The organism is Streptococcus parasanguinis (assembly GCF_015557775.1).
Lineage (GTDB): Bacteria > Bacillota > Bacilli > Lactobacillales > Streptococcaceae > Streptococcus > Streptococcus parasanguinis_AA.
In genome coordinates this window covers 73,577-99,976 of record NZ_JADNOY010000003.1, presented here as the reverse complement: position 1 = coordinate 99,976, position 26,400 = coordinate 73,577, and the positions used below count along the sequence as shown (strand labels likewise).

26 protein-coding genes, 2 tRNA genes and 1 other RNA gene are annotated in these 26,400 nt (G+C 42.4%); 14 read left to right on the top strand and 15 right to left on the bottom strand.

What is annotated here, in order from left to right; genetic code table 11:
• Positions 1 to 374 precede the first annotated feature (374 nt).
• Complete coding sequence (locus I2F76_RS05280) at positions 375 to 2,270, bottom strand: M13 family metallopeptidase (protein ID WP_195487390.1); 1,896 nt, start codon at positions 2,268 to 2,270, stop codon at positions 375 to 377.
• A gap of 148 nt (positions 2,271 to 2,418) precedes the next feature.
• Here I2F76_RS05280 and I2F76_RS05275 point away from each other — a divergent pair, with 148 nt between their 5' ends.
• The 4 genes from I2F76_RS05275 to tpx all read left to right on the top strand — a co-directional run bounded on the left by I2F76_RS05275 (position 2,419) and on the right by tpx (position 5,503).
• The gene (locus I2F76_RS05275) at positions 2,419 to 3,141 is read left to right on the top strand and encodes a metal ABC transporter ATP-binding protein (protein ID WP_195487389.1); all 723 of its coding nucleotides are present in this window, start codon (positions 2,419 to 2,421) and stop codon (positions 3,139 to 3,141) included.
• Complete coding sequence (locus tag I2F76_RS05270; protein WP_195487388.1) at positions 3,138 to 3,980, top strand: metal ABC transporter permease; 843 nt, start codon at positions 3,138 to 3,140, stop codon at positions 3,978 to 3,980. Before I2F76_RS05275 ends, I2F76_RS05270 begins: the two co-directional genes overlap by 4 nt.
• A gap of 11 nt (positions 3,981 to 3,991) precedes the next feature.
• Positions 3,992 to 4,921, top strand: a complete 930-nt coding sequence (gene fimA / locus I2F76_RS05265; protein ID WP_195487387.1) for a metal ABC transporter substrate-binding lipoprotein/fibrin-binding adhesin FimA — start codon at positions 3,992 to 3,994, stop codon at positions 4,919 to 4,921.
• Positions 4,922 to 5,008: 87 nt separating this feature from the next.
• Positions 5,009 to 5,503, top strand: a complete 495-nt coding sequence (gene tpx, locus I2F76_RS05260) for a thiol peroxidase (protein ID WP_023027611.1) — start codon at positions 5,009 to 5,011, stop codon at positions 5,501 to 5,503.
• Positions 5,504 to 5,612: 109 nt separating this feature from the next.
• Here tpx and I2F76_RS05255 read toward each other — a convergent pair whose 3' ends face one another.
• Complete coding sequence (locus I2F76_RS05255) at positions 5,613 to 6,638, bottom strand: DUF3114 domain-containing protein (protein ID WP_195487386.1); 1,026 nt, start codon at positions 6,636 to 6,638, stop codon at positions 5,613 to 5,615.
• 140 nt (positions 6,639 to 6,778) lie between these two features.
• Here I2F76_RS05255 and I2F76_RS05250 point away from each other — a divergent pair, with 140 nt between their 5' ends.
• Entirely contained in the window at positions 6,779 to 7,432 is a 654-nt protein-coding gene (locus I2F76_RS05250) for a metal-dependent transcriptional regulator (protein ID WP_006595072.1), read from the top strand.
• Positions 7,433 to 7,725: 293 nt separating this feature from the next.
• On the opposite strand, the gene dtd is transcribed toward I2F76_RS05250, so the two are convergent.
• From dtd to I2F76_RS05210, 8 genes are all read right to left on the bottom strand, one after another.
• Entirely contained in the window at positions 7,726 to 8,169 is a 444-nt protein-coding gene (gene dtd, locus I2F76_RS05245) for a D-aminoacyl-tRNA deacylase (RefSeq protein ID WP_195487385.1), read from the bottom strand.
• Positions 8,170 to 8,541: 372 nt separating this feature from the next.
• Positions 8,542 to 10,761: a RelA/SpoT family protein gene (locus I2F76_RS05240; protein ID WP_061564675.1), complete on the bottom strand. Its 2,220-nt coding sequence runs from the start codon at positions 10,759 to 10,761 to the stop codon at positions 8,542 to 8,544.
• Positions 10,762 to 11,012: 251 nt separating this feature from the next.
• Positions 11,013 to 11,762: a 16S rRNA (uracil(1498)-N(3))-methyltransferase gene (locus tag I2F76_RS05235; RefSeq protein WP_195487384.1), complete on the bottom strand. Its 750-nt coding sequence runs from the start codon at positions 11,760 to 11,762 to the stop codon at positions 11,013 to 11,015.
• A 1-nt stretch (position 11,763) separates the two neighbouring features.
• Positions 11,764 to 12,714, bottom strand: coding sequence for a 50S ribosomal protein L11 methyltransferase (prmA, locus tag I2F76_RS05230; RefSeq protein WP_195487462.1), 951 nt, complete (start codon positions 12,712 to 12,714; stop codon positions 11,764 to 11,766).
• Between the two features lie 137 nt (positions 12,715 to 12,851).
• Positions 12,852 to 13,325: a GNAT family N-acetyltransferase gene (locus tag I2F76_RS05225; protein ID WP_195487383.1), complete on the bottom strand. Its 474-nt coding sequence runs from the start codon at positions 13,323 to 13,325 to the stop codon at positions 12,852 to 12,854.
• Positions 13,322 to 13,756, bottom strand: a complete 435-nt coding sequence (locus I2F76_RS05220) for an NUDIX hydrolase (protein ID WP_195487382.1) — start codon at positions 13,754 to 13,756, stop codon at positions 13,322 to 13,324. The genes I2F76_RS05225 and I2F76_RS05220 overlap by 4 nt, the downstream gene beginning before the upstream one ends.
• A gap of 49 nt (positions 13,757 to 13,805) precedes the next feature.
• Positions 13,806 to 14,348 (bottom strand): hypothetical protein, encoded by a 543-nt coding sequence (locus I2F76_RS05215; RefSeq protein WP_195487381.1) that lies wholly within the window; start codon positions 14,346 to 14,348, stop codon positions 13,806 to 13,808.
• Positions 14,349 to 14,401: 53 nt separating this feature from the next.
• Positions 14,402 to 14,872 carry a DUF3013 family protein gene (locus I2F76_RS05210; RefSeq protein WP_195487380.1) on the bottom strand — a complete coding sequence of 157 codons (471 nt, stop codon included), beginning with the start codon at positions 14,870 to 14,872 and terminating at the stop codon, positions 14,402 to 14,404.
• A gap of 114 nt (positions 14,873 to 14,986) precedes the next feature.
• Here I2F76_RS05210 and I2F76_RS05205 point away from each other — a divergent pair, with 114 nt between their 5' ends.
• The 8 genes from I2F76_RS05205 to I2F76_RS05170 all read left to right on the top strand — a co-directional run bounded on the left by I2F76_RS05205 (position 14,987) and on the right by I2F76_RS05170 (position 20,244).
• A complete protein-coding gene (locus I2F76_RS05205; protein WP_070590342.1) occupies positions 14,987 to 16,258 on the top strand; it encodes a replication-associated recombination protein A in 1,272 nt (423 codons plus the stop codon).
• 66 nt (positions 16,259 to 16,324) lie between these two features.
• Positions 16,325 to 16,517, top strand: a non-coding RNA gene (gene ssrS / locus I2F76_RS05200) — 6S RNA.
• A 5-nt stretch (positions 16,518 to 16,522) separates the two neighbouring features.
• Positions 16,523 to 16,595 (top strand) — tRNA-Lys (locus I2F76_RS05195).
• A gap of 96 nt (positions 16,596 to 16,691) precedes the next feature.
• A complete protein-coding gene (locus tag I2F76_RS05190; protein ID WP_081103087.1) occupies positions 16,692 to 17,105 on the top strand; it encodes a helix-turn-helix domain-containing protein in 414 nt (137 codons plus the stop codon).
• Between the two features lie 322 nt (positions 17,106 to 17,427).
• Positions 17,428 to 18,438 (top strand): YeiH family protein, encoded by a 1,011-nt coding sequence (locus I2F76_RS05185; RefSeq protein ID WP_031576934.1) that lies wholly within the window; start codon positions 17,428 to 17,430, stop codon positions 18,436 to 18,438.
• Between the two features lie 519 nt (positions 18,439 to 18,957).
• Positions 18,958 to 19,371 carry a helix-turn-helix domain-containing protein gene (locus I2F76_RS05180; protein ID WP_227038370.1) on the top strand — a complete coding sequence of 138 codons (414 nt, stop codon included), beginning with the start codon at positions 18,958 to 18,960 and terminating at the stop codon, positions 19,369 to 19,371.
• Between the two features lie 222 nt (positions 19,372 to 19,593).
• A complete protein-coding gene (locus I2F76_RS05175; RefSeq protein ID WP_042361342.1) occupies positions 19,594 to 20,109 on the top strand; it encodes an HdeD family acid-resistance protein in 516 nt (171 codons plus the stop codon).
• Positions 20,110 to 20,171: 62 nt separating this feature from the next.
• A tRNA-Lys gene (locus I2F76_RS05170) sits at positions 20,172 to 20,244 on the top strand.
• Positions 20,245 to 20,381: 137 nt separating this feature from the next.
• Here the strand turns inward: I2F76_RS05170 and I2F76_RS05165 are convergent.
• The 3 genes from I2F76_RS05165 to I2F76_RS05155 form a co-directional block, all read right to left on the bottom strand.
• Complete coding sequence (locus I2F76_RS05165) at positions 20,382 to 21,470, bottom strand: AI-2E family transporter (RefSeq protein WP_195487379.1); 1,089 nt, start codon at positions 21,468 to 21,470, stop codon at positions 20,382 to 20,384.
• Between the two features lie 9 nt (positions 21,471 to 21,479).
• On the bottom strand, positions 21,480 to 22,769 hold the full coding sequence (locus I2F76_RS05160; RefSeq protein WP_125330279.1) for a DUF308 domain-containing protein: 1,290 nt from the start codon (positions 22,767 to 22,769) through the stop codon (positions 21,480 to 21,482).
• A 647-nt stretch (positions 22,770 to 23,416) separates the two neighbouring features.
• Complete coding sequence (locus I2F76_RS05155) at positions 23,417 to 24,076, bottom strand: hypothetical protein (RefSeq protein WP_195487378.1); 660 nt, start codon at positions 24,074 to 24,076, stop codon at positions 23,417 to 23,419.
• Positions 24,077 to 24,321: 245 nt separating this feature from the next.
• Here I2F76_RS05155 and I2F76_RS05150 point away from each other — a divergent pair, with 245 nt between their 5' ends.
• Entirely contained in the window at positions 24,322 to 24,852 is a 531-nt protein-coding gene (locus I2F76_RS05150) for a hypothetical protein (protein ID WP_195487377.1), read from the top strand.
• Positions 24,853 to 25,012: 160 nt separating this feature from the next.
• Here the strand turns inward: I2F76_RS05150 and I2F76_RS05145 are convergent, their stop codons facing one another.
• Complete coding sequence (locus I2F76_RS05145; RefSeq protein WP_195487376.1) at positions 25,013 to 25,720, bottom strand: ABC transporter; 708 nt, start codon at positions 25,718 to 25,720, stop codon at positions 25,013 to 25,015.
• Positions 25,717 to 26,397: an ABC transporter ATP-binding protein gene (locus I2F76_RS05140; protein ID WP_195487375.1), complete on the bottom strand. Its 681-nt coding sequence runs from the start codon at positions 26,395 to 26,397 to the stop codon at positions 25,717 to 25,719. Before I2F76_RS05140 ends, I2F76_RS05145 begins: the two co-directional genes overlap by 4 nt.
• Positions 26,398 to 26,400 lie beyond the last annotated feature (3 nt).

Sequence of the window (26,400 nt, the reverse complement as noted above, 5' to 3'; positions counted from 1 at the left end):
CACCCATAGTAGCATTTATTTCTATGAAATTCAAAGAATTATACAAGGCTCCAATCAATTAAATTTATCTGTTCACGCAGTCATTGGAAGCGTTTCATTTTCATTTGATGAATCTTATTATCAAAAATCCCCAAAGCTAGTTTCAGTAGATTGAAACTTGGCTTTTGGGATTTTTATTTTTTTACAAGCATTGAGAAAATCAATCAATGGCTTAACTGAAGTCGAGACTACTTCCTTTGATCAACAAAACTAGTATCGCGAAATTGAACTCGCCCTAAAAGCGTCGAGAAAAAGAGAGATTGACTGGTGGGCCTGGCCCACATGGTCAATCTCCTATTTTCTTCTCGCTTTTTTTACGGGCTTAGTATCTTAGACTACCAAATGATCACACGGTCTTCTGGTGCACGCCACATGCCGTCGCCTTCTTTGACATCAAAGGTTTCAAAGAATTCGTCAAAGTTTGGTAATTGGACATTGGTACGGAGTTTTCCTGGTGCGTGGACATCGACACTTGCGAGGAGTTGCATGTACTCTGTCCGGGCTTTCATGCGCCAGATGCGAGCAAAGTTGGTGAAGAATTCTTCTGCTGAGAAATGTTCCTCTTTCTTAGCGGCTTCAAGGGCTGCAGCGATCCCGCCGAGGTCTGCTACGTTTTCAGAAACGGTCAATTTCCCGTTGATCTTGGCACCGTAGGAGTCTTGTCCTTCAAACTGATCGATGACTTTTTGCGTGCGAGCGGTAAAGGCTTCGTAATCTTCTGGCTTCCACCAGTCTTTCAAGCTACCGTGCTCATCAAAGGAAGCACCATTGGTGTCAAAGGCGTGGGAGATTTCATGGGCAATGACTGCACCGATTCCACCGTAGTTGGCTGATGACGATTGGTGAAGGTCATAGAAAGGTGCTTGCAGAATTGCTGCTGGGAAGACGATTTGGTTTTGTTGCGGATCATAGTAGGCATTGACCATATTAGCTGGCATGTGCCATTCGCTCCGATCAACTGGTTGGTTCCACTTGCTCCAAGTATGGGCAATGGAAATTTCGTAAAGAGCTTGAGCATTTTCAACCAAGGTCTTGCTCTCGTCGATGATCTTTTTGGCGTATGTTTCTGGTAATTTTTCAGGGTAGCCAATATGCGGTGTAATGACATTAAGTTTGACAATGGCTTTTTCGCGAGTTTCAGGAGCGAGCCAGTCTGCTTTTTCTAAGCGCTCCTTGTAGACGTCAATCATGGTCGCTACTTTATGCTCTACATCTGCTTTTGCTTCTGGTGAAAATTTTTCTCCCGCATACCAGAGTCCAAGCGCTTGGCTATATGGTACTTCTGCTAATGACAAGGCCGCCTTTTCTTTTGGACGAGGTTCTGGAACACCTGCAATCGTACGACTATATTCACCAGCCAAGACACGGATTTCTTCGGTCAAGAATAAAGTCCAATCTACGGCTGCACCGAGTTTCAATCTTGCATGAATAGTTTCCCAGTTGGCTGCTGAATAGAATGTTGGTGCGAATTCCTTCCAGAAACGCTCTTCTGGAACGATGATTTTATCCGGAGTTTGTCCGATCACTTCTGTAAAGAAAGTATCGAGTGGCAATTCTGGAACCAAGGCCTTGAAATCTGCCCACTCATAAGGATGGTAGAGTTTGTTGTACTCGGATCTTTCTTCATTTGACAAGATATATTTGGCCAATTCTGCATCCGACGCAATGACCTTATCCAGGATATCTTTGATTTCTGCCTCTGAGAATTCAAATTTAGGTAAGAGTTTTTCCATCATTTGGCGCCAGATAGCCAGCAATTCTGGTCCTTTTTCGTTGCCTTCTTCATAGTAGGTCGTATCTGGCAAGATATGAGCCGGCGCTTCTCCCCACAAGACATTCATTTGAGCATTCATATAGTCTGGTGACACGCTAAATGGCATGAGATTTGGTTTGCCAGCTAGTTCATAGGTACCCAACTTGCTGGTATAGTCTTCAAAAGAAGACAGAGCCTTAATTTCATTGATCAAAGGCATAGCTGGAGCGACACCGGCTGCTTCTCGCGCATCAAAATCTGCCACCATTTTGTGGTATTTGACGAAGTTTTGCAGAATGCTGTCTTCAGGCAGCTCTTCTCCCCGTTGCCATTTTCCAGTGATATCCAACATCAAGTTTTCGATATCTTGGATCAAGTCCATAAAACCACCAGTTGACGGTTTGTCATCAGGAATCACAGCTGTCTCAGCCCATTCCCCATTGACGTAATCATAAAAATCATCTTGTAAACGTACCATGATCTTCTCGCTTTCATTCTTTTCTAATAACCTTATCAAAAATAGGAACTTTTTTCAATGATTACAAGTAAGTTAATCTAAATCATTTTAAAAATTAACTTGACTTAATTTTTTTATTTATGTATATTAATAGTAAAGGAGCAAAATCATGATTCAAATTGAACATCTAAGTGTTGCTTACCAGCAAACACTGGCCTTGGAGGATCTTTCCCTCACCATCCAGGGTCCAACCATCCTAGGCATTCTTGGGCCCAACGGAGCAGGAAAATCAACCCTGATCAAGGCCATGCTAGGACTTCTCCCTCATTCGGGAAAGGTCCTGCTCGATCAAAAAGATCTCGGCCAAGCTCTTCAACGAGTGGCCTACGTCGAACAGAAATCCGCTATTGATTTCCACTTCCCCATCACGGTGCGGGAGTGTGTCTCACTGGGTCTCTATCCCCATCTTTCTATCTTCAAGCGAAAAAGTAAAGAAGATCTCCAAAAAGTGGAAAATGCCTTGAAACTTGTCAATCTTCTTGATCTAGCAGATCGCCAGATCGGCCAGCTTTCGGGAGGGCAATTCCAACGGGTGCTAATCGCCCGCTGCTTGGTCCAAGAAGCAGATGTCATCTTTTTGGATGAGCCCTTCGCAGGGATTGACTCCGTCAGCGAAGACATTATCATGCAGACCCTTCAGACCTTGAAACAAGAAGGCAAGACCATTCTGATCGTCCATCACGATCTCAGCAAGGTCCCAGCTTATTTCGACCAGGTCCTCCTCCTTCACCGCAAGCTGATCGCTTTTGGAAAAACAGAGGAAACCTTTACCAAGGAGAATCTGCATGCAGCCTATGGGCATGAACTCTTTATAGGAGGTGGCGTCGGATGATTACAGAATTTATCGATGGATTACAACAATTCCACTTCTTACAGAATGCCCTGATTACAGCCATTGCCATCGGGATTGTCGCTGGAGCTGTTGGCTGCTTCATCATTTTGCGAGGCCTGTCTCTCATGGGAGATGCTATCTCGCACGCAGTCCTTCCAGGGGTGGCCCTGTCCTTTATCCTTGGCATCAATTTCTTTATTGGCGCCATTGTCTTTGGACTTTTAGCTTCTATCCTCATCACCTATATCAAGAGCAACTCCATTATCAAAAGCGACACCGCGATTGGGATTACCTTCTCTTCTTTCCTCGCCTTAGGAGTCATTCTGATTGGAGTCGCTAAAAGTTCCACCGACCTCTTCCACATTCTCTTTGGGAATATCTTGGCCGTGCAAGACCAGGATATGTGGATGACCATCGGTGTTGGGGTGGCGGTCTTGCTGGTAATTGTCCTGCTCTTTCGTCCCTTGCTGCTCACTTCTTTTGATCCCGTTCTGGCTCAATCCATGGGCGTTCGGGTCAAGATCTATCACTACCTCCTCATGGTGCTCTTGACTTTGGTTTCTGTCACTGCTATGCAAAGTGTCGGGACCATTCTGATCGTCGCCATGCTCATCACACCTGCTGCGACAGCCTATCTCTATGCCAATAGCCTCTGGTCCATGATGCTCTTGTCCTCTAGCCTAGGCGCTCTTGCATCCGTTCTGGGACTCTTTATTGGCTATAGTTTGAACATCGCCGTTGGGTCTTGTATTGTCCTCACTTCTGCCGTCTTCTTTCTCATCAGCTTTTTTATCGCTCCTAAGCAGAGAAAGAACAAGCACGCTCTTTCATCTCATTAAAGGAGAAACACATGAAAAAAATCGCTTCTGTCCTCGCCCTCTTTGTGGCGCTCTTATTCGGTCTTCTAGCCTGTAGCAAGGGTTCTTCTTCTGGAGCTTCTGGTAAATTGAAAGTGGTCACCACCAATTCGATCCTTGCAGATATGACCAAAAATATTGCTGGGGATAAGATCGAACTGCACAGTATCGTTCCCGTCGGCAAAGATCCCCACGAATACGAACCACTACCAGAAGATGTCAAAAAAACTTCGCAAGCAGACCTGATCTTCTACAACGGGATCAATCTCGAAACCGGTGGCAATGCTTGGTTTACCAAGTTGGTCAAAAATGCCAATAAAGTTGAAAACAAGGACTATTTCGCAGTTAGCGAGGGAGTCGATGTCATCTATCTAGAAGGCCAAAACCAAGCTGGAAAAGAAGACCCACACGCTTGGCTCAATCTCGAAAACGGGATCCTCTACGCTAAAAACATTGCCAAACAATTGATCGCCAAAGATCCGAAAAACAAGGACTTCTACGAAAAGAATCTAGCTGCTTATACTGAAAAACTCAGTAAGCTCGACCAAAAAGCCAAACAAGCATTCAATAACATCCCAGCAGACAAGAAGATGATCGTAACCAGCGAAGGTTGCTTCAAGTACTTCTCAAAAGCCTATGGCGTCCCATCTGCCTATATCTGGGAAATCAACACTGAAGAAGAAGGGACTCCCGAACAAATCAAAACACTGGTAGAGAAATTGCGTCAAACTAAGGTACCGTCCCTCTTTGTCGAATCCAGTGTCGATGAACGCCCTATGAAAACTGTGTCTAAGGATACCAATATCCCTATCTTTTCAAAAATCTTTACTGACTCGATCGCTAAAGAAGGCGAAGAAGGCGACAGCTACTACAGCATGATGAAATGGAATTTGGAGAAAATCGCAGAAGGTTTGAACAAATAAGATTCCAAACTGATTAGATTCTCAAACAAATCAGTGGCTCTTCCCCCTTCATTGATGTACAATGAAAAGAAAAAAGGAGTCTTTGCTATGACAACATTTTTAGGAAACCCTGTTACCTTTACCGGATCTCAACTTCAAGTTGGCGATACTGCTCATGACTTTTCACTGACCACTCCTAACTTGGAGAAAAAATCTTTGGCTGATTTTGCTGGGAAGAAAAAAGTTCTTAGTGTGATCCCATCTATTGACACAGGTATCTGTTCTACTCAAACACGTCACTTCAACCAGGCCCTCTCTGACATGGAGGACACTGTGGTCTTGACGGTTTCCGTCGACCTTCCTTTCGCCCAAGGTAAATGGTGTGCTGCTGAAGGGATAGAAAATGCCATCATGCTCTCAGACTACTTCGACCATTCCTTCGGAAAAGCCTACGGCCTCTTGATCAATGAATGGCACTTGCTCGCGCGCGCTGTCTTGGTCTTAGATGCGGATAACAAGGTCACTTACGTTGAATACCTAGACAATATCAACAGTGAACCAAATTACGACGCTGCAATCGAAGCCGTCAAAGCACTTGGATAAAGTAAAAAGAGGTCTAGGACCTCTTTTTACTTTATCTATAAAATCTGTTCAGAGACTTTCCTTAGGTGAGTTTCTAAGAGGCCTTTGTCTTCAATCCGAAAGAGGACTACTATAAAATCCGATGGAGTCCATTCTGGAAGAGGACTCGCCAGCGTAAGCGTGGGATGCCTCTGAGGAAACTCCGCACGCGCCGTGCTACCTGTTGCTTGTAGCTCTTACCACCTTGTGCAAAGGTTCCCTTCCGGCTCCAATAGCCCTGCTCTCCGCGGTCATTCTTCGGAGCTAGATAGCGAATCCCCTGCTGATAGAGAACCTTCTTGCGAAAAGCTGGATCCCACAGTTTAACGGGATCGATATCCAAGTCCTTATGGGTATGGCCTTTGGCTAAGCCATAGTTGAAACTGGCTCCATTGACAATGCCATTTTCAGAAATCTGATACGGATCCACTTCGTTGAGAAAGTGGCCACCCTGATCCAGGATATACTCTGTATGAAAGTTGAGCAAGACCTTAAAATTCAACTGGGCCTGAGCACGAGATGGGAAGGCGAGTTGGCCGTCTTGATCTACATATACCTTATTATGGAGACGAGCTGCCGCATAAGCATCGATTTTGATCCCTTTTGTCTCCTGCAAGTAAGCTTGTAGCGCCTCTTCATCAGTCTGCCCCGCTCTGGCATAATGCTCCCGAATCCACTGGGCCTGGTAGGCAGAGAGCAGATAGCGAAACTGGTGAACCTGTCGTTTTAAGAGCTGATCTCCTGCTTTGCTGGCTAATGGATCCTGAGCAAATGCTACTCGAACCACTCTTGAAAAAGAGGACCAAAAAGACGAATGAGGCGGGCAAGCTAGCCAGAACCGCTTCAGTAAGAAGGCGGTCTCCTCACAGGTTCCCGATAAATCCCGTGGCATGAGACAGAGGTGCATGACCCCTCTTAAGAGGGCCTGGGCACGGCCTTCCGTCAACCCTTGCAGTTCTCTCTGCCACATCTCTTGGAAAAGAGGGCTGGCAAAGACGAAGACAGAGCGGTAAGAGTCTTGCCTTCTTGCTTCATCTTCGCAAGACTGCAGTCGTTTTTCTAAGTAGCTGAGACCTCTGGTCGTCCAGCCCAGTTTTTCCAATTCCTGTCGCTGCATTTGCACCCTCCTTTCCACATTGCTCTTGTTTTATGCTTCTATACTATCATCTTTCGCCCTCCCAGACAATTCCTATCCACTGGCCAAGCCATTTTGCGCTTTTTTTGATATACTAGAAGGAGCGAAGAAAAGAGGACCCTATGACACCAAATAAAGAAGATTACCTCAAGTGCATCTATGAAATCGGCACGCAACATGAAAAAATTAGTAACAAAGAGATTGCGGCCCGGATGCAGGTTTCGCCTCCAGCCGTGACTGAGATGGTCAAGCGAATGATCTCGGAGAATCTCCTCATCAAGGATAAGACCCACGGCTATCTGCTTACCGAGCTCGGCCTTCAAACAGTTTCCGATCTCTTTCGCAAGCACCGATTGATTGAAGTGTTCTTGCTCAAAAAACTGGGCTATACAACTGAAGAAGTCCATGAAGAGGCTGAGGTGCTCGAGCATACTGTCTCCGACCGCTTTATCGATAAACTTGACCAGATGTTAGACACTCCTAGGACCTGCCCCCACGGAGGAACTATTCCACCTAAAGGACAACTCCTCATCGAGGCTTACCAGGACCGTTTGAGTGATGTCAGCGAACTGGGAACCTATCGTTTGCGAAGAGTCCAGGATAGCTTTGAATTGCTGAATTTTTTAGACCAGATCCAACTGACCATTGGAGATGACATTCTCTTCAAAGGATACGACGATTACACTGGCCTCTATAAGCTCCAGATTAAAGACCAAGACATCCAGATCAATCATCTGATTGCCCAACAACTTTACATAGAAAAACATGCCCTCTGATTAAGAGCATGTCAGATTGAAGAAATAGTATTCCTAGAAACTTTCCTTAGGTGAGTACGGACGTCAGCGAACTTCTACGAAGTTCCATGACTTAGTTTTGAACCTAAGGTTTCAAAACTCCCAAGTGCTTGAAACAACAATGTTTCAAGCATTTTTCTCACGGCGGAAAGTTTCGGATTTACTTCGACAACTCAAAGTAATATAAGGATTTTTTTGAAAAGTTATCCAGCTATCCTAAGTAAAAAGTAATTTGTCTACATTCAAACAAGCCCTTTAATCAAGGGCTTGTTTTTCTATGGATTTTTCGTATTGAGGATGATAGTCACTGGGCCATCATTAATGAGTTCGATTGCCATTTCTGCAGCGAAGATCCCACGTTTGACAGGGACTTCCTTTTCTAACAAATCATTGAAGTCATCGTAGAGCTGGCTGGCCATCTCTGGATTGGCTGCCCCGATAAAGGCTGGACGATTGCCTTTTTTTGTCTGGGCAAAGAGGGTAAACTGCGAAACAGATAGGATTTCCCCTTGAATATCCTTGACAGATAAGTTCATCTTCCCTTCTTCATCCGAGAAAATCCGCATTTGCGTGACCTTCCGCACCGCGTACTCCAAATCCTTCTGGTCATCCTCAGGTCCCACTCCCACTAAGAGCAGAAGCCCATCCTGAATCTGACTATAGACTTGACCATCAATAGAAACCGAGGCCCTTTTGACCCGTTGAATCACTAATTTCATCTTATTATCCTATTTAAACAATCTATTGGGCTCACCACTAAGCTTCAAAGAACATCGACTTCAAACAAGACGATGAAAAGCAGGCAACTATTTTAAAAAACAGAGGCTATTCAGTTGCTTTTAGGGCAAGGCAGCGAGACGAAGACAGTACTGAAGTACGGCGAGGCGAGCTAACGAAGCAATAAAAGAGTTCTGACCACGCTCCTCAATCTTCAAAGAAAATCGACATCAGACAAGGCAGTGAGACGCAGGCAGACTATCCGAAAACCAAAGGCTGTTCAGTTACTTTTAGGGCAAGGCAGCGAGACGAAGACAGTACTGAAGTACGGCGAGTCGAGCTAACGAAGCAATAAAAGATAACTGAGCAGCCGACTAGCCGTTGGTACGCTTAACAGAGTATACCTCCGGCACACTCTTAATCTTATCCACAACCGTTGTCAACATAGACAGGTTTGGAATCCCGAAGGAAATGTGGATATTGGCAAATTTCATATCTTTGGTTGGTTGGGCATTGACAGTTGAGATCATCTTAGCCGTATTAGAGAGGACTTGAAGGACATCATTGAGAAGGCCTGCACGGTTGAGGCCGTAGATATCGATATGGGCGATGTAATCCTTGGTCGTGTTATTGTCTTCCCACTCGACGTCTATCAAGCGTTGCTCGTAGTTGTCTTGGGCCCGCAGGTTCATACAATCTTGACGGTGAATGGCAACCCCACGTCCTTTGGTAATGTAGCCGACAATTGTATCTCCTGGCACAGGATTGCAACACTTGGCAATCCGGATCAAGAGACCAGAAGCGCCTTGGATGACGACACCACCTTCGTGACGGACCTTGAGGGTATCTTTTTTATTTTCAACCTTGACTTCGCCACCCTTGACCAGCTCTTCTGCTTCCGCGCGCGCCTTGGCTTTTTCCTCTTCGCGGCGCTCTTCTTCCGTCAAACGGTTAAAGACAGAGATGGCTCCGACTTCTCCAAAACCGATGGCTGCAAACAAGGCCTCTTCGGTCTTGTAGCTAGTCTTTTGCAAGACCTTGTCCATGTGCTTCTTGTCCATGAACTTGTTGGCAATCATATCATGCTCATGGAATTGAGCCATGAGCAACTCTCGTCCACGGTTGATCGAGAGTTCCTTGTCTTGGTTCTTAAAGAATTGGCGGATCTTATTACGCGCCTTGCTGGTCTTGACGATATTGAGCCAGTCACGGCTTGGACCAAAGGAGTTGGCATTGGTAATGATCTCCACCTGATCCCCTGTCCGTAGCTTGGTATTGAGAGGCACCATCCGGCCATTGACCTTGGCTCCGACAGCCTTTTCCCCTACCTTGGTATGGATCTCATAGGCAAAATCGATCGGTCCAGAATCCTTTGGAAGGGAACGGACAGTTCCATCCGGCGTAAAGACATAAATCTCTTCAGCCAGATAGTTTTCCTTGACCGTATCGACAAATTCCTTGGCATCATCTGCCTGGTCTTGGAGCTCCATCATCTCCTTGATCCAGTTCATCCCAATAGCTGATTCTTTGCTATTGACTTGGCCCTTGATCCCTTTCTTATAGGCCCAGTGCGCCGCAACCCCGTACTCAGCAACCTCGTGCATTTCCTTGGTACGGATCTGGAACTCGATGGGACCTTTTGGACCGTAGACAGTCGTATGGATAGACTGGTAACCATTGGCCTTGCGGTTGGCGATATAGTCCTTGAAGCGTCCTGGCATGGGCTTCCAAAGCTCATGAATATAACCCAGCATGGCATAGACGTCACTTGGTGACTCTAGGATACAGCGGATAGCAATCAAGTCATAGATTTCATCAAAGCGCTTCTTCTTATCCTGCATCTTGCGGTAGATGGAGTAGATATGCTTAGGACGACCATAGATTTTCCCGTAGAGGTGGCGTTCCGCCGCATAGGACTCGATCTTTTGGACGACTTCTTCTACCAAGGCTTCCCGCTCGCGACGCTTCTCCTTCATCATATGGGAAATCTTGTAGAATTCGACTTCATTGAGATAACGGAAGGATAGATCTTCCAATTCCCACTTGACGCTGGAAATCCCGAGACGATGGGCTAGCGGCGCATAGATTTCCATGGTTTCTTGAGAAATCCGCTCTTGCTTGTCCTTGCGCAAATGCTTCAAAGTCCGCATGTTGTGCAAGCGGTCTGCTAGCTTGACCAAGATGACACGGATGTCCTGAGACATGGCCATGAGCATCTTGCGGTGGTTCTCTGCCAACTGCTCTTCATGGGACTTGTATTTGACCTTCCCGAGCTTGGTCACTCCATCAACAATCACTCGGACATCATGTCCAAATTCGCGTTCTAGATCATCTAGGGTCGCGTCTGTATCCTCGACAACGTCGTGCAAAAAACCACAGGCAACCGTCACAGCATCCAACTTCAATTTTGCCAAAATGCCGGCAACTTGAATAGGGTGGATGATATAGGGTTCACCTGATTTACGGAATTGCCCACTATGGCAGTCGACTGCATAAAGGAGAGCTTTTTCTACAAATGCAACATCCTCTCCCGACAAGTATTTTTTGGTAAGGGCAATAACCTGGCCCCCTGTTAAAGGTTCTTCTTTCGGCATCTAGTTTTCTCCACTTTCTTGCCTTCTATTCTATCACTTTTAGCTCTATATGAAAACTAGTCCGATTGACTTTCATGCTATTTGAAGAGCTTTCCAGCACTATCAGCCAGAAATCCCGAACGTAGGTTCCCTTTTTATACAAATACTCCATTTTTTATAAAAAATTCATTAATTTGTAATATATAAAAAATAATAAAACGAATAAATTCTGAACAAAATAAGATATAAAAGAAACGCGTGAAGGTCTACCTTCACGCGTTTTTCATTAATTCCGTGACAACACTCACTGCACTAAGGGCATAGAGTGGGGCGGTTTCTGCACGGAGAATCCGAGGGCCAAGGCCTGCAAGGACTGCTCCTTTAGCTGTAAAACTTTCAATTTCAGCAGGTGAGAGACCTCCTTCTGGACCAAAGATAAAGAGAATCTTGCTCCCTTTTTTAAGACCACTTACAGCTTGTACAAGAGCAGCGCTTTCGCCTTCTTTGGCCGACTCTTCATAGGCCACCACGATGCGGTCAAACTGGTCGAGTTGGGCTAGAAAGTCTGCCTTTTTCTCAAAAAGGGTAATGCTTGGAACAAGATTCCGCTTGCTTTGCTCTGCTGCTCCAAGGGCGATTTTTTCTAGTTTTTCAACCTTTTTACCCAATTTCTTGCCATCCCACTTGGCAACTGACCAATCGGCAGGAAAGGCCCAAATTTGACTAGCACCTAGCTCTGTTACTTTTTGAGTGATAAACTCCAGCTTGTCTCCCTTGGGAAAGCCTGAAGCGATGGTCACTTGAATAGGTAGTTCCACATTGTCAGCTAATTCTTTGATTAGCTCCAACTGACGAGCCTCCACATTGACCACGCGCGCCAAACGCTTGATCCCATCATCAAAGACTAGGGTCACCTGGTCATCTTCTTTCAATCGCATGACCTGAAACATGTGCTTGCTAGTTTCCTTATCCTCGATAGTGACAGGTGAGCTAGCCAAACCTTTTACAAAATACTGTTGCATGCTAGCCTCCAATCACACCAGAAATATCCTTAGTTTTTTTGAAGACACAGGCATTCCACTCACCTTGGATCATGTGGGTTTCAAGGAAAAATCCAGCTGCTTCTGCTGACTCACGGACCATGTCCCACTTGTCCTTAATAATGCCACTCATGATGAGGTAGCCTTCATCCTTGACCAAGCGATAAGCATCATCCGTCAGATGAATGAGGATATCCGCCAAGATATTGGCCACGATAACATCTGCCTCAATCTCCACACCTTTGAGCAAATCACCTGGGGCTACATGGATATTTTCCATGCTAGGATTGAGCTCAATATTTTCTTGAGCGACTCGAACCGCTACATCATCCAGGTCATAGGCAAAGATTTCCTTAGCGCCAAGAAGCGAGCTAGCAATGGAAAGGACACCTGAACCTGTCCCTACATCTAATACCGTTTCCCCACCACGAAGAACCTGCTCCAAGGCAAAGAGGCTCATCTTGGTCGTCGGGTGGGTCCCTGTCCCAAAGGCCATACCAGGATCTAGCTTGATAATCTTTTCTCCAGCCGTCGCCTCATAGTCCGTCCATGACGGCACGATGGTTAGGTCATGAGTGATGCGAGCTGGTTCATAGTATTTCTTCCAGTTGTCGGCCCAGTCTTCCTCAGCCAAGGAAGTCGTTCCCATCTTGACCTCTCCCAGATCCATAAAGTCTGTCAATTCTGCTAAGCGAGCCTGCAAGTCAGCCTCAACCACTGCTACATCAACCGTATCCGGATAGTAGGCTGTCACCACGATTTCTTCTTGTTGCTCGACCTCAGGGAAAATCTCACCGAAGCGGTCCACATTTCCAACATAGTCCATGCTGTCTTCAATTGCTACCCCTTGGGCACCTAACTCAATCAAGAGATTGGAAACTAATTCCTCTCCCTCACGCTTGACTGTAATTTTTAATTCTTGCCATGTTTCCATCATTAAGATACCAAGCCCGTAAAACACAAAGCCAAAATAGGAAACTCTCTGAAGACACTTATGTCTAGGAGAAGTTTAGCTTTTTGGCACCGTGTTTAGGGCGGGTTCAGTTTAAAAATTTAACCGAACCATCCTTTCTATTTCTCTATCAATTTTTTCATGTAGACCATATCCATGCCTTCTTTTTCAGGCTCGATATGGGTTTGATGGTAGCCATTCTTCTCGTAGAACGCGACCATGCCTGCATCCTGTAACACCGTACACAAATCCCATTGTCTAACGGTTGAAAATTCCTCTTCTAGCAAGCACAATCCTTCAGATCCATACCCTTTTCCCTGATAGGGAGGTAAAATCGCTGCCGTTCCTAACCAAGCTTTCGTTAACTCGTCATTGGTCTGAATTCGTAAAAAACCAATCTTCTCTTCGTTTTCTTTCACAAAGTAGTAATAGCTATTGGGACGCTCGACTAGTTTCCACTTAATTCGTTCACGGTCCTCCAGATAAGGATCGTATTCATCTTGGTATTTGTCATAGACAGCCTTAAAGCTAGCTCTTTGAATCGCAATGATGGTCTTCAAATCCTCTGCTCCTGCTCGTTCAAGTCTTATCATAAACTTCCCTCCAAATAATCCCTCAATCTACCCTGTAGCTGAGGAACTGCCTGTTTAGACTTCAAAAACTCCTCAATAGGCATCAGTTTATAGGCCTGTCCTTCATCACCAAAGGTAATATTGTCAAATTGTTCTTGTCTTAGCTGACCAACCATAAATACTGACTGTCTACCTTCATAGAGCATGCTGGGATAGACTTTGCTCCAGAGCAAACAATCTTCATTTAAATGAATTCCCAGTTCCTCATAAACTTCACGCGCCGCGCAATCAAATGGGCTTTCGTCCCCTTCACGACCACCACCCGGTAACTCCCACATATTGGGCCAAGGGATATTTTCCTTATCATCACGTAAGATAGTCAAGACCTTATCCCCACAAATCAAGGCAATCTTGCAACCTTGGAAATCCATTCTGCTATCCAATAATTCCATGATGATGACCTTTTCTTATCATAACTACTACTCTATAGAAAACCCCTAGCTAGCTTTCTTCAATCACCTTTTGGCACTCTGCATCCCAGTACGCCTGCCATCTACCATGTTTTTTCGCAAAATAAACCGTAAACTCATCATTTACATAATCGGCAACATAGCGAAGATTAGGCGGGTTTTCCTCAAAACTTAATATCCAAGGATGGAAGTAAAAGGTTTTCTCCCACCTCTTCTGAGTATAGCCTAGATCCTTAGCATACTGAGGGATGGGTTGTTGCAACTCGCTTTCCAAATGGGACTGAATGGCATTATCAATACTATTTAAACGAGCTAATAGTTGCTGAAACTGGTCTTCCTCTTCCGTATTAAAACCAACTAGAAATTCAAATTCCGCAAAGTCTTCAGGAAATTCAAGTTCTGTGACTGTGCCATCTTCTGCATAGCGCCCTTCCTCATCGACAAGGCGACGAGTTCCAGACTTTAACATTCTCTCGAAATCTAAATTCGCAAAGCGATTGCGGGGCAGAATGCAAACTGATTGCTCAGATTTATCTGACCTTCTCCTGAAAAACTGTTTGACTTTTTCTAGCATAGTTTTCCCCTTCTCCTTGAATCCAGTATTCAAAAAAACACTTAGAATCTTTTCTAATATCTCGGATAGGGATAAAAGGTGCTTTCTTCTAGGCCAATCTTGCCTTCTTCAAAAACTTCTTGGTTCCAGACGATCTTAAAGCTCTCTGCTTCTTCGTCTGCTAAGAAATCCATGAGCTCATCCAAGGCCAACTCAGCTGTATCTCGGAGGAAAGTCGCAAAATAGGCTAGAAACTCACGAGACAAGCCTTTTTTAGGCTCATAAGGAATCGCCGTTAAATAGGCATCTTCCTCCACATGAGACTTGGCTGGATTGTAGAAGATGACAGCTTCTTCAAAGAAAATATCCTCATCAGATTCTTCGCCAGCTTCATCAACCAGTGCAACCCCTCCCGTATTCTGCGCTTCCAAGAGAAAAGCCACTTCTACCGCATGGTTTTTCTTATCCCAATTGATCTCAAAATCAAAAGGAAAAACCTTGTCCATCTCCTCTTCTAAAACATCCAAAAATCCGTATTTAGACATAGCGTCCTCTTTCTAATTTCCCACTCTTAGAGCGGAATATGATACAATAGTTACTACAATCTTACCATAAAAAACGCCTCTTTGAAAGGAGACAAAGCTAGAAAGGAGAAGGAAATGCCCGACAATCTCGCACTCCGTATGCGACCACGAACGATCGATCAAGTCATCGGTCAACAGCACCTGGTCGGAGAAGGCAAAATCATTCGTCGCATGGTCGAAGCCAATCGTCTGTCCTCTATGATTCTCTATGGACCTCCGGGCATCGGAAAGACCAGTATCGCTTCTGCAATCGCAGGAACCACCAAGTATGCCTTTCGGACCTTTAATGCAACAGTTGACAGTAAAAAACGCCTACAAGAAATCGCAGAGGAGGCCAAATTTTCTGGTGGCTTGGTCCTGCTCTTGGACGAGATCCATCGCCTCGATAAAACCAAGCAAGATTTTCTCCTGCCTTTGCTCGAAAGTGGTCTTGTCATCATGATCGGTGCAACGACTGAAAATCCCTTTTTCTCTGTCACACCCGCTATTCGTAGCCGCGTACAAATCTTTGAGCTGGAACCGTTGACGACGGAGGAGGTCAAGCAAGCTCTAAAAACGGCGCTGGATGATCCCGACCGTGGCTTTGATTTTCCAGTCGTGCTCGATGAGGACGCTTTGGATTTCATCGCTACCTCAACCAATGGAGATCTTCGCTCTGCCTTTAATTCTCTCGATCTGGCGGTGCTGTCGACCTCTGAAAATGCAGAAGGAATTCGCCATATTACGCTAGAGATCATGGAAAACAGTCTCCAGCGCAGCTACATCACCATGGACAAAGATGGAGACGGCCACTACGACGTGCTCTCTGCTCTGCAAAAATCTATCCGTGGTTCGGATGTCGATGCTAGTCTCCACTATGCAGCTCGTTTGATCGAAGCCGGAGATCTACCCAGCCTAGCTCGTCGCTTGACTGTCATCGCTTATGAGGATATCGGTCTGGCCAATCCAGATGCGCAGATTCATACCGTGACAGCGTTACAAGCAGCTGAGCGCATCGGCTTTCCTGAGGCCCGCATTCTCATCGCCAACATCGTCATCGATCTAGCCCTTTCGCCGAAATCCAACTCAGCCTACGTTGCCATGGACAAGGCGCTGGCTGATCTTAGAAGTTCTGGCAACCTTCCTATTCCTCGCCACCTCCGCGATGGTCATTATGCTGGAAGCAAGGAACTGGGAAATGCGCAAAACTATAAATACCCTCACAACTACCCTGGCAACTGGGTCAAGCAGGACTACCTGCCAGACAAGCTCAAACACGCGTCCTACTTTATTCCCAATGAAAATGGCAAGTACGAGCGTGCTCTCGGAGCCACCAAGGAGAAGATTGATCAATTCAAGAAAAAGTGACATCGGTTTCAAAAAATTGAGATTTTCCCTTGAAATATTTTCAAAATGTGGTATCATATACATATAGAAACGCTGTGGTGTACGACTTCACACTTAAGTGTTGACCGACTATTTTTTGTATTATTAGGGAAACAAAAGACTTCTGGCAGTATGCAGGCCGTTTCACGCGGAAGCAGCTAAGTCAGAGCGAGTTGCCCACCTGCTTAATTGCGCGGGTTCAATACAAATCGTGAAGTTTCGGCACCAATACAGCTTTTTATATTTGCCTCCTTAGCTCAGTTGGTAGAGCAGTAGACTCTTAATCTATGGGTCACAGGTTCGAGCCCTGTAGGGGGCATCTACATACAACAGGAAAAAGCCTTGATTTACAAGGCTTTTTTGTTTGTCTATAACTGATTTGCCCCATCATTTGCCCCACATTTTTTTATGAGCAATCTTTCCAGACATCTCTGACTACGAAAAACAAAAAAGCTATCCTACCTTTGCAAATTTAGATAAGATAGCAGAATATTTTAATGCAACTCCAACTCAACTTTTTGGAACAAGTAAGGAGATTGAATTAGAAAAGAGTGTTCTTGAATCGAATGAATACTCTGATAAAGTAAGTGAGATCTTAAAGGCTGTCAAATACATCGAACATTTTCTAGAAACTGATGGACAGTACTTAGAGGATTTACTTTACCTAACAAGAGGCAACCAACTATACACAGAAGATGGAGATGAGTTGTATATTGATCCAACTTCTCAGAAAAGAACATTTCATAACCAATATGAACCTGGTTTTATTGTAGCAAGAGATAAATCCCCACTAGAACTCTTAATTGAAAATAAGGACCTATTAGATTAAAAAAGCGAGGATATGTACTGATCCCAAAAGTTAGACAGAAAAAAATCTAACTTTTGGGATCAGTACATTTTCAACTCTCTTATTTATTTTCTTATCTCACATAATTACTTCACATGTCCAGGCTCATCAAATTCATTTTTTTCAATAACATATGCCACATTTGCATCCTTATTGATCAAAGAACATATATCTATTATATTACAAAAAGCTCTCTGACCGCAAAATTCCGTTAATTTACTACCTTATTCCTACTTTCTATTTTCTATTTTACTTTTCTGATAAATAAGATTATAATAAGGGGTATTTATTTTCGGAGGTTTTTATGTCATTTCTATCAAAAAATTGGGCAGGACTGTTAGCCTGTCTGATCATTTCTATCATCTCTTGGGTTTTAGGAGGCTTTCTGCCTGTTGTGGGAGCACCTGTTTTCGCCATTTTTATCGGAATGATTCTCTACCCCTTTCTCACTCCCTATAAACAACTGGATGCTGGTTTGACTTATAGCTCCAAAAAATTGCTTCAGTATGCTGTTATCTTACTTGGTTTTGGACTCAATATCTCTCAAGTTTTCGCAGTTGGAAAATCTTCCCTTCCTGTCATCCTTTCGACTATTTCTATCGCTTTAATTATTGCTTTCTTTTTCCAACGATTTTTTAACATGGATACAAAGCTAGCTACCTTGATTGGGGTAGGCTCTTCTATCTGTGGCGGTTCTGCCATTGCAGCGACTGCTCCTGTTATTCACGCCAAGGAAAAAGAAGTAGCCCAAGCCATTTCTGTTATCTTTTTCTTCAATGTCTTGGCAGCTCTTATCTTTCCAACTCTAGGTTCTTGGCTCCATCTCTCCAACGAAGGTTTTGCTCTCTTTGCGGGTACTGCGGTCAACGATACTTCCTCTGTAACAGCCACAGCTAGCGCCTGGGATAGTCTGTATCATACCAATACTCTAGAATCTGCAACCATTGTCAAACTGACTCGTACCTTAGCTATTATCCCTATTACTCTCTTCCTCTCCTATTGGCAAAGCCGTCAACAAGACAACAACCAAGGAGTAAAGCTTAAAAAAATCTTCCCCGTTTTCATTCTCTACTTCATCCTAGCTTCTCTGCTAACTACCGTCCTTACTTCTTTTGGTGTTAGCAATAGCTTCTTTTCACCTCTCAAACAGCTCTCCAAATTCCTCATCATCATGGCTATGAGTGCTATTGGTCTCAAAACTAACCTCGTTGCTATGATCAAATCCAGTGGAAAATCCATTCTTCTTGGAGCCCTTTGCTGGATTGCTATCATCCTGACTAGTCTTGGCATGCAATTACTCATCGGTATTTTCTAAGAAAAAAGGGAGCCTAAAGGCTACCTCAGAACGTAGACAGACGTCATTTTTGGCGTTTGTCTTTTTGTATGTTCAAAGATATTTTGTCTTATCATCTACTATTCCATCCAAAAATCTGATTTAAAGCAAAATAAAAAGGGATATTCCCTATCCATTTCGATAATTTTTTCATTAATTTGTTTTTCCATTTTATCCTCCGATTAGTCTCGCACTGATATTTATTGATAACAACACTATATTTCTAGTATAGCATAATCATTAGATATTATAGGTTTTCAAACCAAATGAGAGTCATTCGTTTTTGCCCCATTTTTAAATCATGACATTGGAAATACCTAAAAGTACTTCCCTAAAATCACTTATATTTCAATATTTTTAATTACTCTCAATATGAAAATCCTTTCCAAATCCATGCAGGGGGCATCTAAATCAACAGGAAAAAGCCTTTATTTATAAGGCTTTTTTGCTTGTCTATAACTGATTTGCCCCATCATTTGCCCCACATTTTTTTTATGAGCAATCTTTCCAGACATCTCTGATTATGAAAAACAAAAAAGCTATCCTACCTTTGCAAATTTGGATAAGATAGCAGAATATTTTAATGCAACTCCAACCCAACTCTTTGGAACGAGTAAAGAGATTGAGTTAGAAAAGAGTGTTCTTGAATCTAATGAATACTCTGATAAAGTAAGTGAAATCTTAAAAGCTGTCAAATACATCGAGCATTTCCTACATACTGATGGACAGTACTTAGAGGATTTACTTTACTTAACAAGAGGCAACCAACTATACACAGAAGATGGAGATGAGTTGTATATTGATCCAACTTCTCAGAAAAGAACACTTCATAACCAATATGAACCTGGTTTTATTGAAGCAAGGGATAAATCTCCACTAGAGCTCTTAATTGAAAATAAGGAGCTATTAGATTAAATAAAAAAAGCGAGGATATCCTCGCTTCAGATTGAAGTTAAAATCTTTAGAAGACACTTTTATAAGGACTTTGTCTTAAATCTGTGAAAAGGAGTGAAAACTCCTTTTCTTTTTGTAAGTCAGACTGAAACTTCCAAATTGTTTATTTATTTTATTGACATTTTCTATAAAAATAAGTATAATAGTTTTATTAGAAAACTATACTATATAGGGGGTATTGAAATGAAATTTTCTAATCGTTTACTGCTATTCCTTGCAGGAGTTGTTTTTGTCCTTTTAGGACTTTTCCTATTTACAAACCCAGTAGCTAATCTTGTTGCTTACAGCTGGTGGATTTCATTTGGTTTACTGGTTTCTTCTATAGCAGCTATTTTAGGCTATTTCTCTGCACCAAAAGAGCTTCGCTCACCTGTTTATCTTTTCCAAGGATTTGTTAGTCTTCTCTTAGCTCTTTACCTCGTTGCTTATGGCTTTGTGACCCTGCCGGTCGTCATTCCGACCATTGTAGGAATTTGGTTAATTGTAGAAGCCATTATTGCTTTCTTTAAAGGCAATCGTCTAAGATTGAATTTCCCTATTATTGGTAGCAATATCACGTGGGTAGCCTTGCTTGAATTTTTACTAGGTCTAGTGATTCTGTTCAATCCAGTGGCTACAGGTGTCTTTGTCGTTTATGTCATTGCCTTTTCAGTTTTAGTTACTGGCTTCACCTACATTATTGAGGCCTTTCGTAAATAGTCTAGTTGCTATTTTGGGCATATTAAAATAGCTGGGAAGTTACATTCTCAGCTTTTTCTGTTGCCTCCTTAGCTCAGTTGGTAGAGCAGTAGACTCTTAATCTATGGGGCGCAGGTTCGAGCCCTGCAGGGGGCATCTAAATCAACAGGAATAAGCCTTGAAACCAAGAATTTTTTGACGTCCAATAGCTTTTTGTAGAAAAGTATTTAAAAATAAAAGAGAAGAGAATCTCTCACTCTCTTCTCAGTATATCTTATTAAATTTAGTTTTTCTTAATCTACCTGATTTTCCTTTGCAACGACAAATTCTTTAACCAGTCGATAGATAACAGCAAATACGGGGGTAAAGAATATCATTCCAAGTAGTCCGAAAAGATTCCCTCCGATACTAGCAGCCGCAAGCGTGAAAAGGGCTGGTAAGCCAATAGATTGACCCACAACTCTAGGATAAATAAGGTTTCCTTCAATCAGCTGTATAACTTGATATAGAAGAAGAGAAAGTAAGGCTTGAGTAGGACTCACTGTGAAGATAAAAATCGCTCCCACAACACAAGCAATCATAGGCCCTACATAAGGAATGAACGATAGCACTCCTGCAAAGATACCTGTCATTACTCCATAGGGTATCCCAAACACGCTGTAACCAACCGCTATCATAACTCCTATGATAACTGCTTCAATCAGCTGACTCATCAAAAATTGGTCATAAGTCTCTAGTGCTACTTGTCCAATGTAAGTCAACTTTATCACCACCTTCTCTGGAAGAAAAACTTTTAGAAGTCGACTCGTCATCGCTGCCAAATGTTCCTTACTGGATAAAAATAAAAAGGTGAAGACTATAATCAAAAAGGCATTCATCAAACTTGAAAAAATATTGCCGATATTACTAGTCAGACCTGATAAAAAACCTATCAAAGCTTGGCTAATAGAACTAGATTGTCCCTGTATGCCTGATACGATAGTTGACAACATGTCTTTGGTTACAAATTCCGAGCTGCCTAGCAATTTCCCAAGTTGAGTAAGGACTGTTGAAAGGACTGTTCCCAGCTGACTAATAGTCTGAGCTAGGGTTGGCAGCACCAAAACCAAAAGAGCAATCACGATTAAGATAAGAGCTAGGAAAACAAGTACCATGGCAATCGGACGACGCAACTCTGCCTTTACCTTCAATTTAACTAAGTACTGTTCAATTTTTTTCATAGGAACATTAAGCACAAAAGCAATAACAGCACCATAAATCAAGGTTGATGTTACATCAAAGAGAGAGATTGCTCCTGATATAAAGCTCGATGCATTCAGAATTACAAGAGCAACCAGCCCTATAAAAAGGATTAACGGGGTATATTTTTTAACTAAGTTCATAAATTCTCCTTAATAAACATGTTTAGATACGACTATACTATTTGGTTTTTCAAACTCTCGATCAAGGTAGGCTTGGTAAGTTCCTGGAGCGATAAATCCTTTTGGTGAGAGGATATCTGTTCCAGCTTGACCGACTATGGTATCAGCCAAGAGCACACAGTTTGTGGACAAGACAAAGTAGGATTTAAACTTAGATTTGATAAATTTATAAAGTTCCCCATCCGTCTCATGTCTGATTTTATAAGCGTAGGTGTAGTCTTCCTTACCATCTTCCGTTTTAATTTTATCTGCGCTTGGCTCCCAAGGAATCGTTAGTTGTTTTAATTCAGCTAATTTTTCCTGAACCGCTTCTTCCATTTCCGGTGTCAAATCTATTCCGTAACCAAATAGCGTTTTTTGACTCTCCCGTTTACATAAGTCAATGTACTTATCACGGTCACAGAAATATAAGACACCATCTCCTACCATACCAAATAAGGTCTCAGATGACGGATCATAGTTGCCATAAGAAATAACACGGCCCTGATAGCAGATATCCACATGACCAATAGCTGAAAACAGGGAGGTCTCAGCTGTATGAACAAAAATTTCTAGCTCTGCTGTCTTACCAGACTTCACTATTCCAAGATGGATATCTTCTTCCTCATCAGCATTTTCCAGCATAAATTTGTTAATTTTTGCTAAAGTTCTTGCAGGGATGAGAGCGGCTAGGACAATAGGTAAGCTAATTCTAATGCGACGTTTGAGATGGTTTTTCCCAATTTCCCCTTCAAATAAGAAACCGTCACGGATATTGGACAGACCATAAAGGAAAAAATAAGCCCCTAAAACAAAGAGTTGAAAGACAGAATTTCCCGTAGAGGACAAAAGACTAGCTCCACCAAGAAAAACTAGTAGAATACCATCTAGTAAGAGACGAAAACGAGGTCGAATATTATTTTTACGGTAGAGAACATAGGTGACAAGATTAATCGTTGCCCTAAAAATCTGATAAACTCCAATCACAAGAGCCAGAACATAAATCGGTATATCAGTCGCAAGATTAGAACCTAGCAAATATCCCAGCACTAACAATTTAACCAGTGCAACTCCCAAGGTATCCGTTGACTGGCTTTTTTTGAAAACTCTTAATAGCAAATCTACGACCGTTGCTATCCAAGCTAAAAACAGAACCAGGCGAATAACTGTTACTGGCAACCAAGTCCCCGTGACCATCAAGATGAGACCTAGCAGAACAAACAAGAACCCCTGAGCAAGTAATTTCTTACCTGTCAGACCTAAAGATAGAATTTTCGCCATATAAAAACCTTTCAACAATAAAAATTAAACACTCCGATTAAACTGACTAGTAAATAGCCAACACTACAAACAGCCTGTGCCAGCAAGACATGGCGACTGACTGTAGCAATGTCACCATCTTGTCTTTTGCACTTCTGAAATTTGTTTTATTGAGTCGAAATCAGAGCTTTTAAAAACTAGCTAAACTTGAAAGCTAACCATAATTGCTAGATAAAAAAGGTGCAACCAATCCTTCTTGTAAAGGTAGGAAAGAATTATATCCATTCCATTAATTATTTATATATTACCTATTGTGACACAATACTCACTATAATTCAACTTTTTACCTATTTAAAACCATAAAGCCTACATAACTCTTTGAAGAGAACAAAAATCTGAATGTAATAAGATAGTACCCATTACCCATATTATAATTAGATTATGAATTGAAGCTTTTTGGAACTAAAATTAGGAATAATTGAGAAAGTAGGGAGGGAAATTTTGCTTTTACCCCATTTTGAAATAATTTCATTTTAGATTTTTCTAAGTTTCTTTCAAAGAGCCTGCAGGGGGCATCTAAACAACAGGAAAAAGCCTTGATTTACAAGGCTTTTTTGTTTTTCTAAAAGATTTTCTCTAGATATTTAGCAGAATCCCAAGATAGTTTCTCAATGTTCCACTTCTTCCTTAAATCGTACTTTTCCTTGGCTGTATAATCTCATAATCTTCACAAAGCGAACTGGATTGTTTTGGTTATACAAAAGAAATACTGAAAAGAATAACAAGCCAGCAAACCACAAACCATAGCCTTCATCACCAATCGGTTGGCCAAATTTTAGAGGAAGAATCAAGAAATACAAAAAGTAATAGATAGACACTATATTTACTACAAAGCGGGCAAATCGATAAGGTAAAGCAGACAGTTGTCTAGGATCAAACTGGTTTTTTACAAACAAATTATGAGATGCTGCAAAGAAAAAGACTTTCTCTGTCGTTGGCTGGGCCTTTCGAACATTTTTATAAAGTGCTCGTTCAAGTATAGCAACCAACAAGAAAAACTGCATCAACCAAAATAGAAGAATACAGGCTAGACTGAACCAGTTATAGACACCAATAAACTTGAGGGAAAAGAAGCCCGAAATTGCAGGCCCACCTGCTAGTAAGAGAATTACCAATTGAGGAATAAAGGAATTCGTGTCACCAGCTTTTTCAGTATTGAGCAACCTACTCTTTGGAGCAGCTAGAGCCTCTCCTGTCTTTTGGTCATAATAGACCGCCTGACCATCACATTCGCCAATAAAGACACGACGGCGTCTAAGAAAAAACATCTTTACCTCTTTCTATTTATGAAAAATATACTTACTTATCTAGTCTGAATGATATTTTAATAATAGTATACCACAAACCAAGTTGCTAGTTCATAGGATAACTAAGGTTGGGAGATTGCTAAAAGGTTGACAGAACTTCGCTACATAGGATATGATGGGAATACCTAGAAATTTTACTCTCCACGACCTATACTACTTCTACTGAAAAAGCGTTGGCGAGTTCAATTCTATATCTGGAGGTTTCTATGAAAATCTATTATTCAAAAATTGTCGGTGTCGGCTATCTAGTCTTTGCGACGGGTGTATTCTTTCAATTTTTCTTTTTTCTCGCGCATGGATTGATCGACTTTTCCCAGCTTAGTCTTCTTACTGTGCTTCCAACCATACTCTTTTTCGCTGCTATCTATTCAACGATTGCAGGCATCAAAAGACTGACTAGTCGTCAGATCGCCTTTGAGCTGACTTCTGATGGGATTCATGCTTATCAGGGAGTGATTCTGACAAAAGACATCTTTATCCCCAAGGAAGATTTGGTAAGTGCAGCTTATAAAGAGGTCGACGTCAGTGACCCAGATCACCAGAATAGTAAGAGTTATTTTATCGAATTTCAACTGAGGGACAATACAGCACTAGAAAATCTCTCAAAACCGAATGTCATCATTAACACAGAGCACCATACCGTAAAACTCTTCGTCAATCTTTGTAAATTTAAGGAAGAAGATTGGCAAGATTTGTCCAAGTACTTGACGGACGAATACCGAATAACCGTTTTATAGCAAAGAAAAGAGAGTGGGACAGAAATCGGTAATTCGTTAGAATTCGATTTCGTCGTCCCACCTCCGCACAGTAGAGCCCACTCAACCACTGCGTCTTGCTCGACAATCCAAAAACAATTGAGAGGCTAGGACTTTTGTCCCAGCCTCTTTTTAACTGCTCCTAGTTCCCCATTTTTCCTTTGGGTACGAGCAGATAGAAAAATAGCAAATTCAATCCAAATACGGCAACAAAGAGCGCCAATTGAGAGACATCGATCGTTTGTTTCTCGGTCAAATCTTGGATCAGCTTTGTATAATAATAGCCTGGGAAAGCCCGTTGTAGCTTGCCAACTAAGTCCATAAATGCTCCACTTGCGCCAAGCGTATCAAAAGGAATAATGGTCATGGCGGCCAAAATAATAACAGGAAAGCCAATGGTATCAATCGTCTTGGCATCTACCCTGACCCCAAGTACAAAGCCAATCACACTAAAGTAGATCCCCATCAAGGATAAGAGGAAAAATTGTACCAACAGGCTAGTCGTCACTGGAAAGTGAAAACCTAGAACAGCAACTACTAGCACTGCTAAAAAGATCAAGCTGTTCAGAATCAGTTGCACGATCGATTGATCCCATAAATAGTTCTTGACACTATAGCTTGTAAAGTGGGATTCAAAAGAATAAAACCCAATATCTGAGGCGATACGCTTACTAAAAGTTGCAAGGCTATTGCCAATGACCCCGATAAATACGGCAATACCTAATAAAATACTTGGCGAAACTCCTTTTTGAAGCTGATCAAAGAAGATATACCAGCCTATGGGTAAAATAATGGTGAATAATACAAAGCGCTTATTTCGTAAAACTTGTTTTAATTGAATCTTTTTCATGCTTGTTCCCCTCCTTTATTCATCTCTTCTCGGAAATACTGCTCAATGGTTTGACCAGCCTGGTGAATGTCCTCAACAGCCTTTGTTGCAGCAATTCGACCCTCTTTTAAAATCAGGACTTTTGTAAAAAAGGCATCAATTTGGTTAAAATCATGGGTCACCACAACAGATGTAAATTCTTGCTGCTCCAGCAATTTCCAAAAATTATCCACTGCTTCCAAGTCCATGCCAGTCGTTGGCTCATCTAAAAAAATCAACTTTGGATGATTCAAAATGGTTAACAACAAGGACAAGCGCCTCTTTTGACCACCAGAAAGACTTCCCACCATCTGCTCTCTTGATTCTCTCAATTCAACCATTTCTAAGAGTCCATTGATATCAGCCTGCTTCTGCTGATTCATCCGGCTTTTTAATTCGACGAATTCAGCAAGGGTTAGATCCTCGATAAGCAGATCCCCCTGAGGCATCATCCCAATTTCTCTTTGAAAATTAAGCGAAGTCTTTATCGTTCCCGAATCGGCCTGGAGCTGCCCAGCGATAATGTTGAACAGGGTGCTTTTACCTGCTCCATTATTTCCCAGCAAGGCAATTTTGTCTCCTTCTTCTATCGAAAAAGATACCCCCTTTAATACAGCTTTCTCCTTAAATGATTTTGTAATAGATGCTACCTGAAACATACG

What these genes read in the sequence shown, in the direction of transcription:
- I2F76_RS05205 (WP_070590342.1), top strand. Translation starts at nt 14,987, where the DNA reads ATGCCCGACAATCTCGCACTCCGTATGCGACCACGAACGATCGATCAA.
- I2F76_RS05165 (WP_195487379.1), bottom strand. Translation starts at nt 21,470, where the DNA reads ATGAACTTAGTTAAAAAATATACCCCGTTAATCCTTTTTATAGGGCTG.
- I2F76_RS05155 (WP_195487378.1), bottom strand. Translation starts at nt 24,076, where the DNA reads ATGTTTTTTCTTAGACGCCGTCGTGTCTTTATTGGCGAATGTGATGGT.
- I2F76_RS05240 (WP_061564675.1), bottom strand. Translation starts at nt 10,761, where the DNA reads ATGCCGAAAGAAGAACCTTTAACAGGGGGCCAGGTTATTGCCCTTACC.
- I2F76_RS05145 (WP_195487376.1), bottom strand. Translation starts at nt 25,720, where the DNA reads ATGAAAAAGATTCAATTAAAACAAGTTTTACGAAATAAGCGCTTTGTA.
- I2F76_RS05275 (WP_195487389.1), top strand. Translation starts at nt 2,419, where the DNA reads ATGATTCAAATTGAACATCTAAGTGTTGCTTACCAGCAAACACTGGCC.
- I2F76_RS05235 (WP_195487384.1), bottom strand. Translation starts at nt 11,762, where the DNA reads ATGCAACAGTATTTTGTAAAAGGTTTGGCTAGCTCACCTGTCACTATC.
- tpx (WP_023027611.1), top strand. Translation starts at nt 5,009, where the DNA reads ATGACAACATTTTTAGGAAACCCTGTTACCTTTACCGGATCTCAACTT.
- I2F76_RS05210 (WP_195487380.1), bottom strand. Translation starts at nt 14,872, where the DNA reads ATGTCTAAATACGGATTTTTGGATGTTTTAGAAGAGGAGATGGACAAG.
- fimA (WP_195487387.1), top strand. Translation starts at nt 3,992, where the DNA reads ATGAAAAAAATCGCTTCTGTCCTCGCCCTCTTTGTGGCGCTCTTATTC.
- I2F76_RS05250 (WP_006595072.1), top strand. Translation starts at nt 6,779, where the DNA reads ATGACACCAAATAAAGAAGATTACCTCAAGTGCATCTATGAAATCGGC.
- I2F76_RS05175 (WP_042361342.1), top strand. Translation starts at nt 19,594, where the DNA reads ATGAAATTTTCTAATCGTTTACTGCTATTCCTTGCAGGAGTTGTTTTT.
- dtd (WP_195487385.1), bottom strand. Translation starts at nt 8,169, where the DNA reads ATGAAATTAGTGATTCAACGGGTCAAAAGGGCCTCGGTTTCTATTGAT.
- I2F76_RS05280 (WP_195487390.1), bottom strand. Translation starts at nt 2,270, where the DNA reads ATGGTACGTTTACAAGATGATTTTTATGATTACGTCAATGGGGAATGG.
- I2F76_RS05185 (WP_031576934.1), top strand. Translation starts at nt 17,428, where the DNA reads ATGTCATTTCTATCAAAAAATTGGGCAGGACTGTTAGCCTGTCTGATC.
- I2F76_RS05215 (WP_195487381.1), bottom strand. Translation starts at nt 14,348, where the DNA reads ATGCTAGAAAAAGTCAAACAGTTTTTCAGGAGAAGGTCAGATAAATCT.
- I2F76_RS05140 (WP_195487375.1), bottom strand. Translation starts at nt 26,397, where the DNA reads ATGTTTCAGGTAGCATCTATTACAAAATCATTTAAGGAGAAAGCTGTA.
- I2F76_RS05255 (WP_195487386.1), bottom strand. Translation starts at nt 6,638, where the DNA reads ATGCAGCGACAGGAATTGGAAAAACTGGGCTGGACGACCAGAGGTCTC.
- I2F76_RS05220 (WP_195487382.1), bottom strand. Translation starts at nt 13,756, where the DNA reads ATGGAATTATTGGATAGCAGAATGGATTTCCAAGGTTGCAAGATTGCC.
- I2F76_RS05225 (WP_195487383.1), bottom strand. Translation starts at nt 13,325, where the DNA reads ATGATAAGACTTGAACGAGCAGGAGCAGAGGATTTGAAGACCATCATT.
- I2F76_RS05160 (WP_125330279.1), bottom strand. Translation starts at nt 22,769, where the DNA reads ATGGCGAAAATTCTATCTTTAGGTCTGACAGGTAAGAAATTACTTGCT.
- I2F76_RS05150 (WP_195487377.1), top strand. Translation starts at nt 24,322, where the DNA reads ATGAAAATCTATTATTCAAAAATTGTCGGTGTCGGCTATCTAGTCTTT.
- I2F76_RS05270 (WP_195487388.1), top strand. Translation starts at nt 3,138, where the DNA reads ATGATTACAGAATTTATCGATGGATTACAACAATTCCACTTCTTACAG.
- prmA (WP_195487462.1), bottom strand. Translation starts at nt 12,714, where the DNA reads ATGGAAACATGGCAAGAATTAAAAATTACAGTCAAGCGTGAGGGAGAG.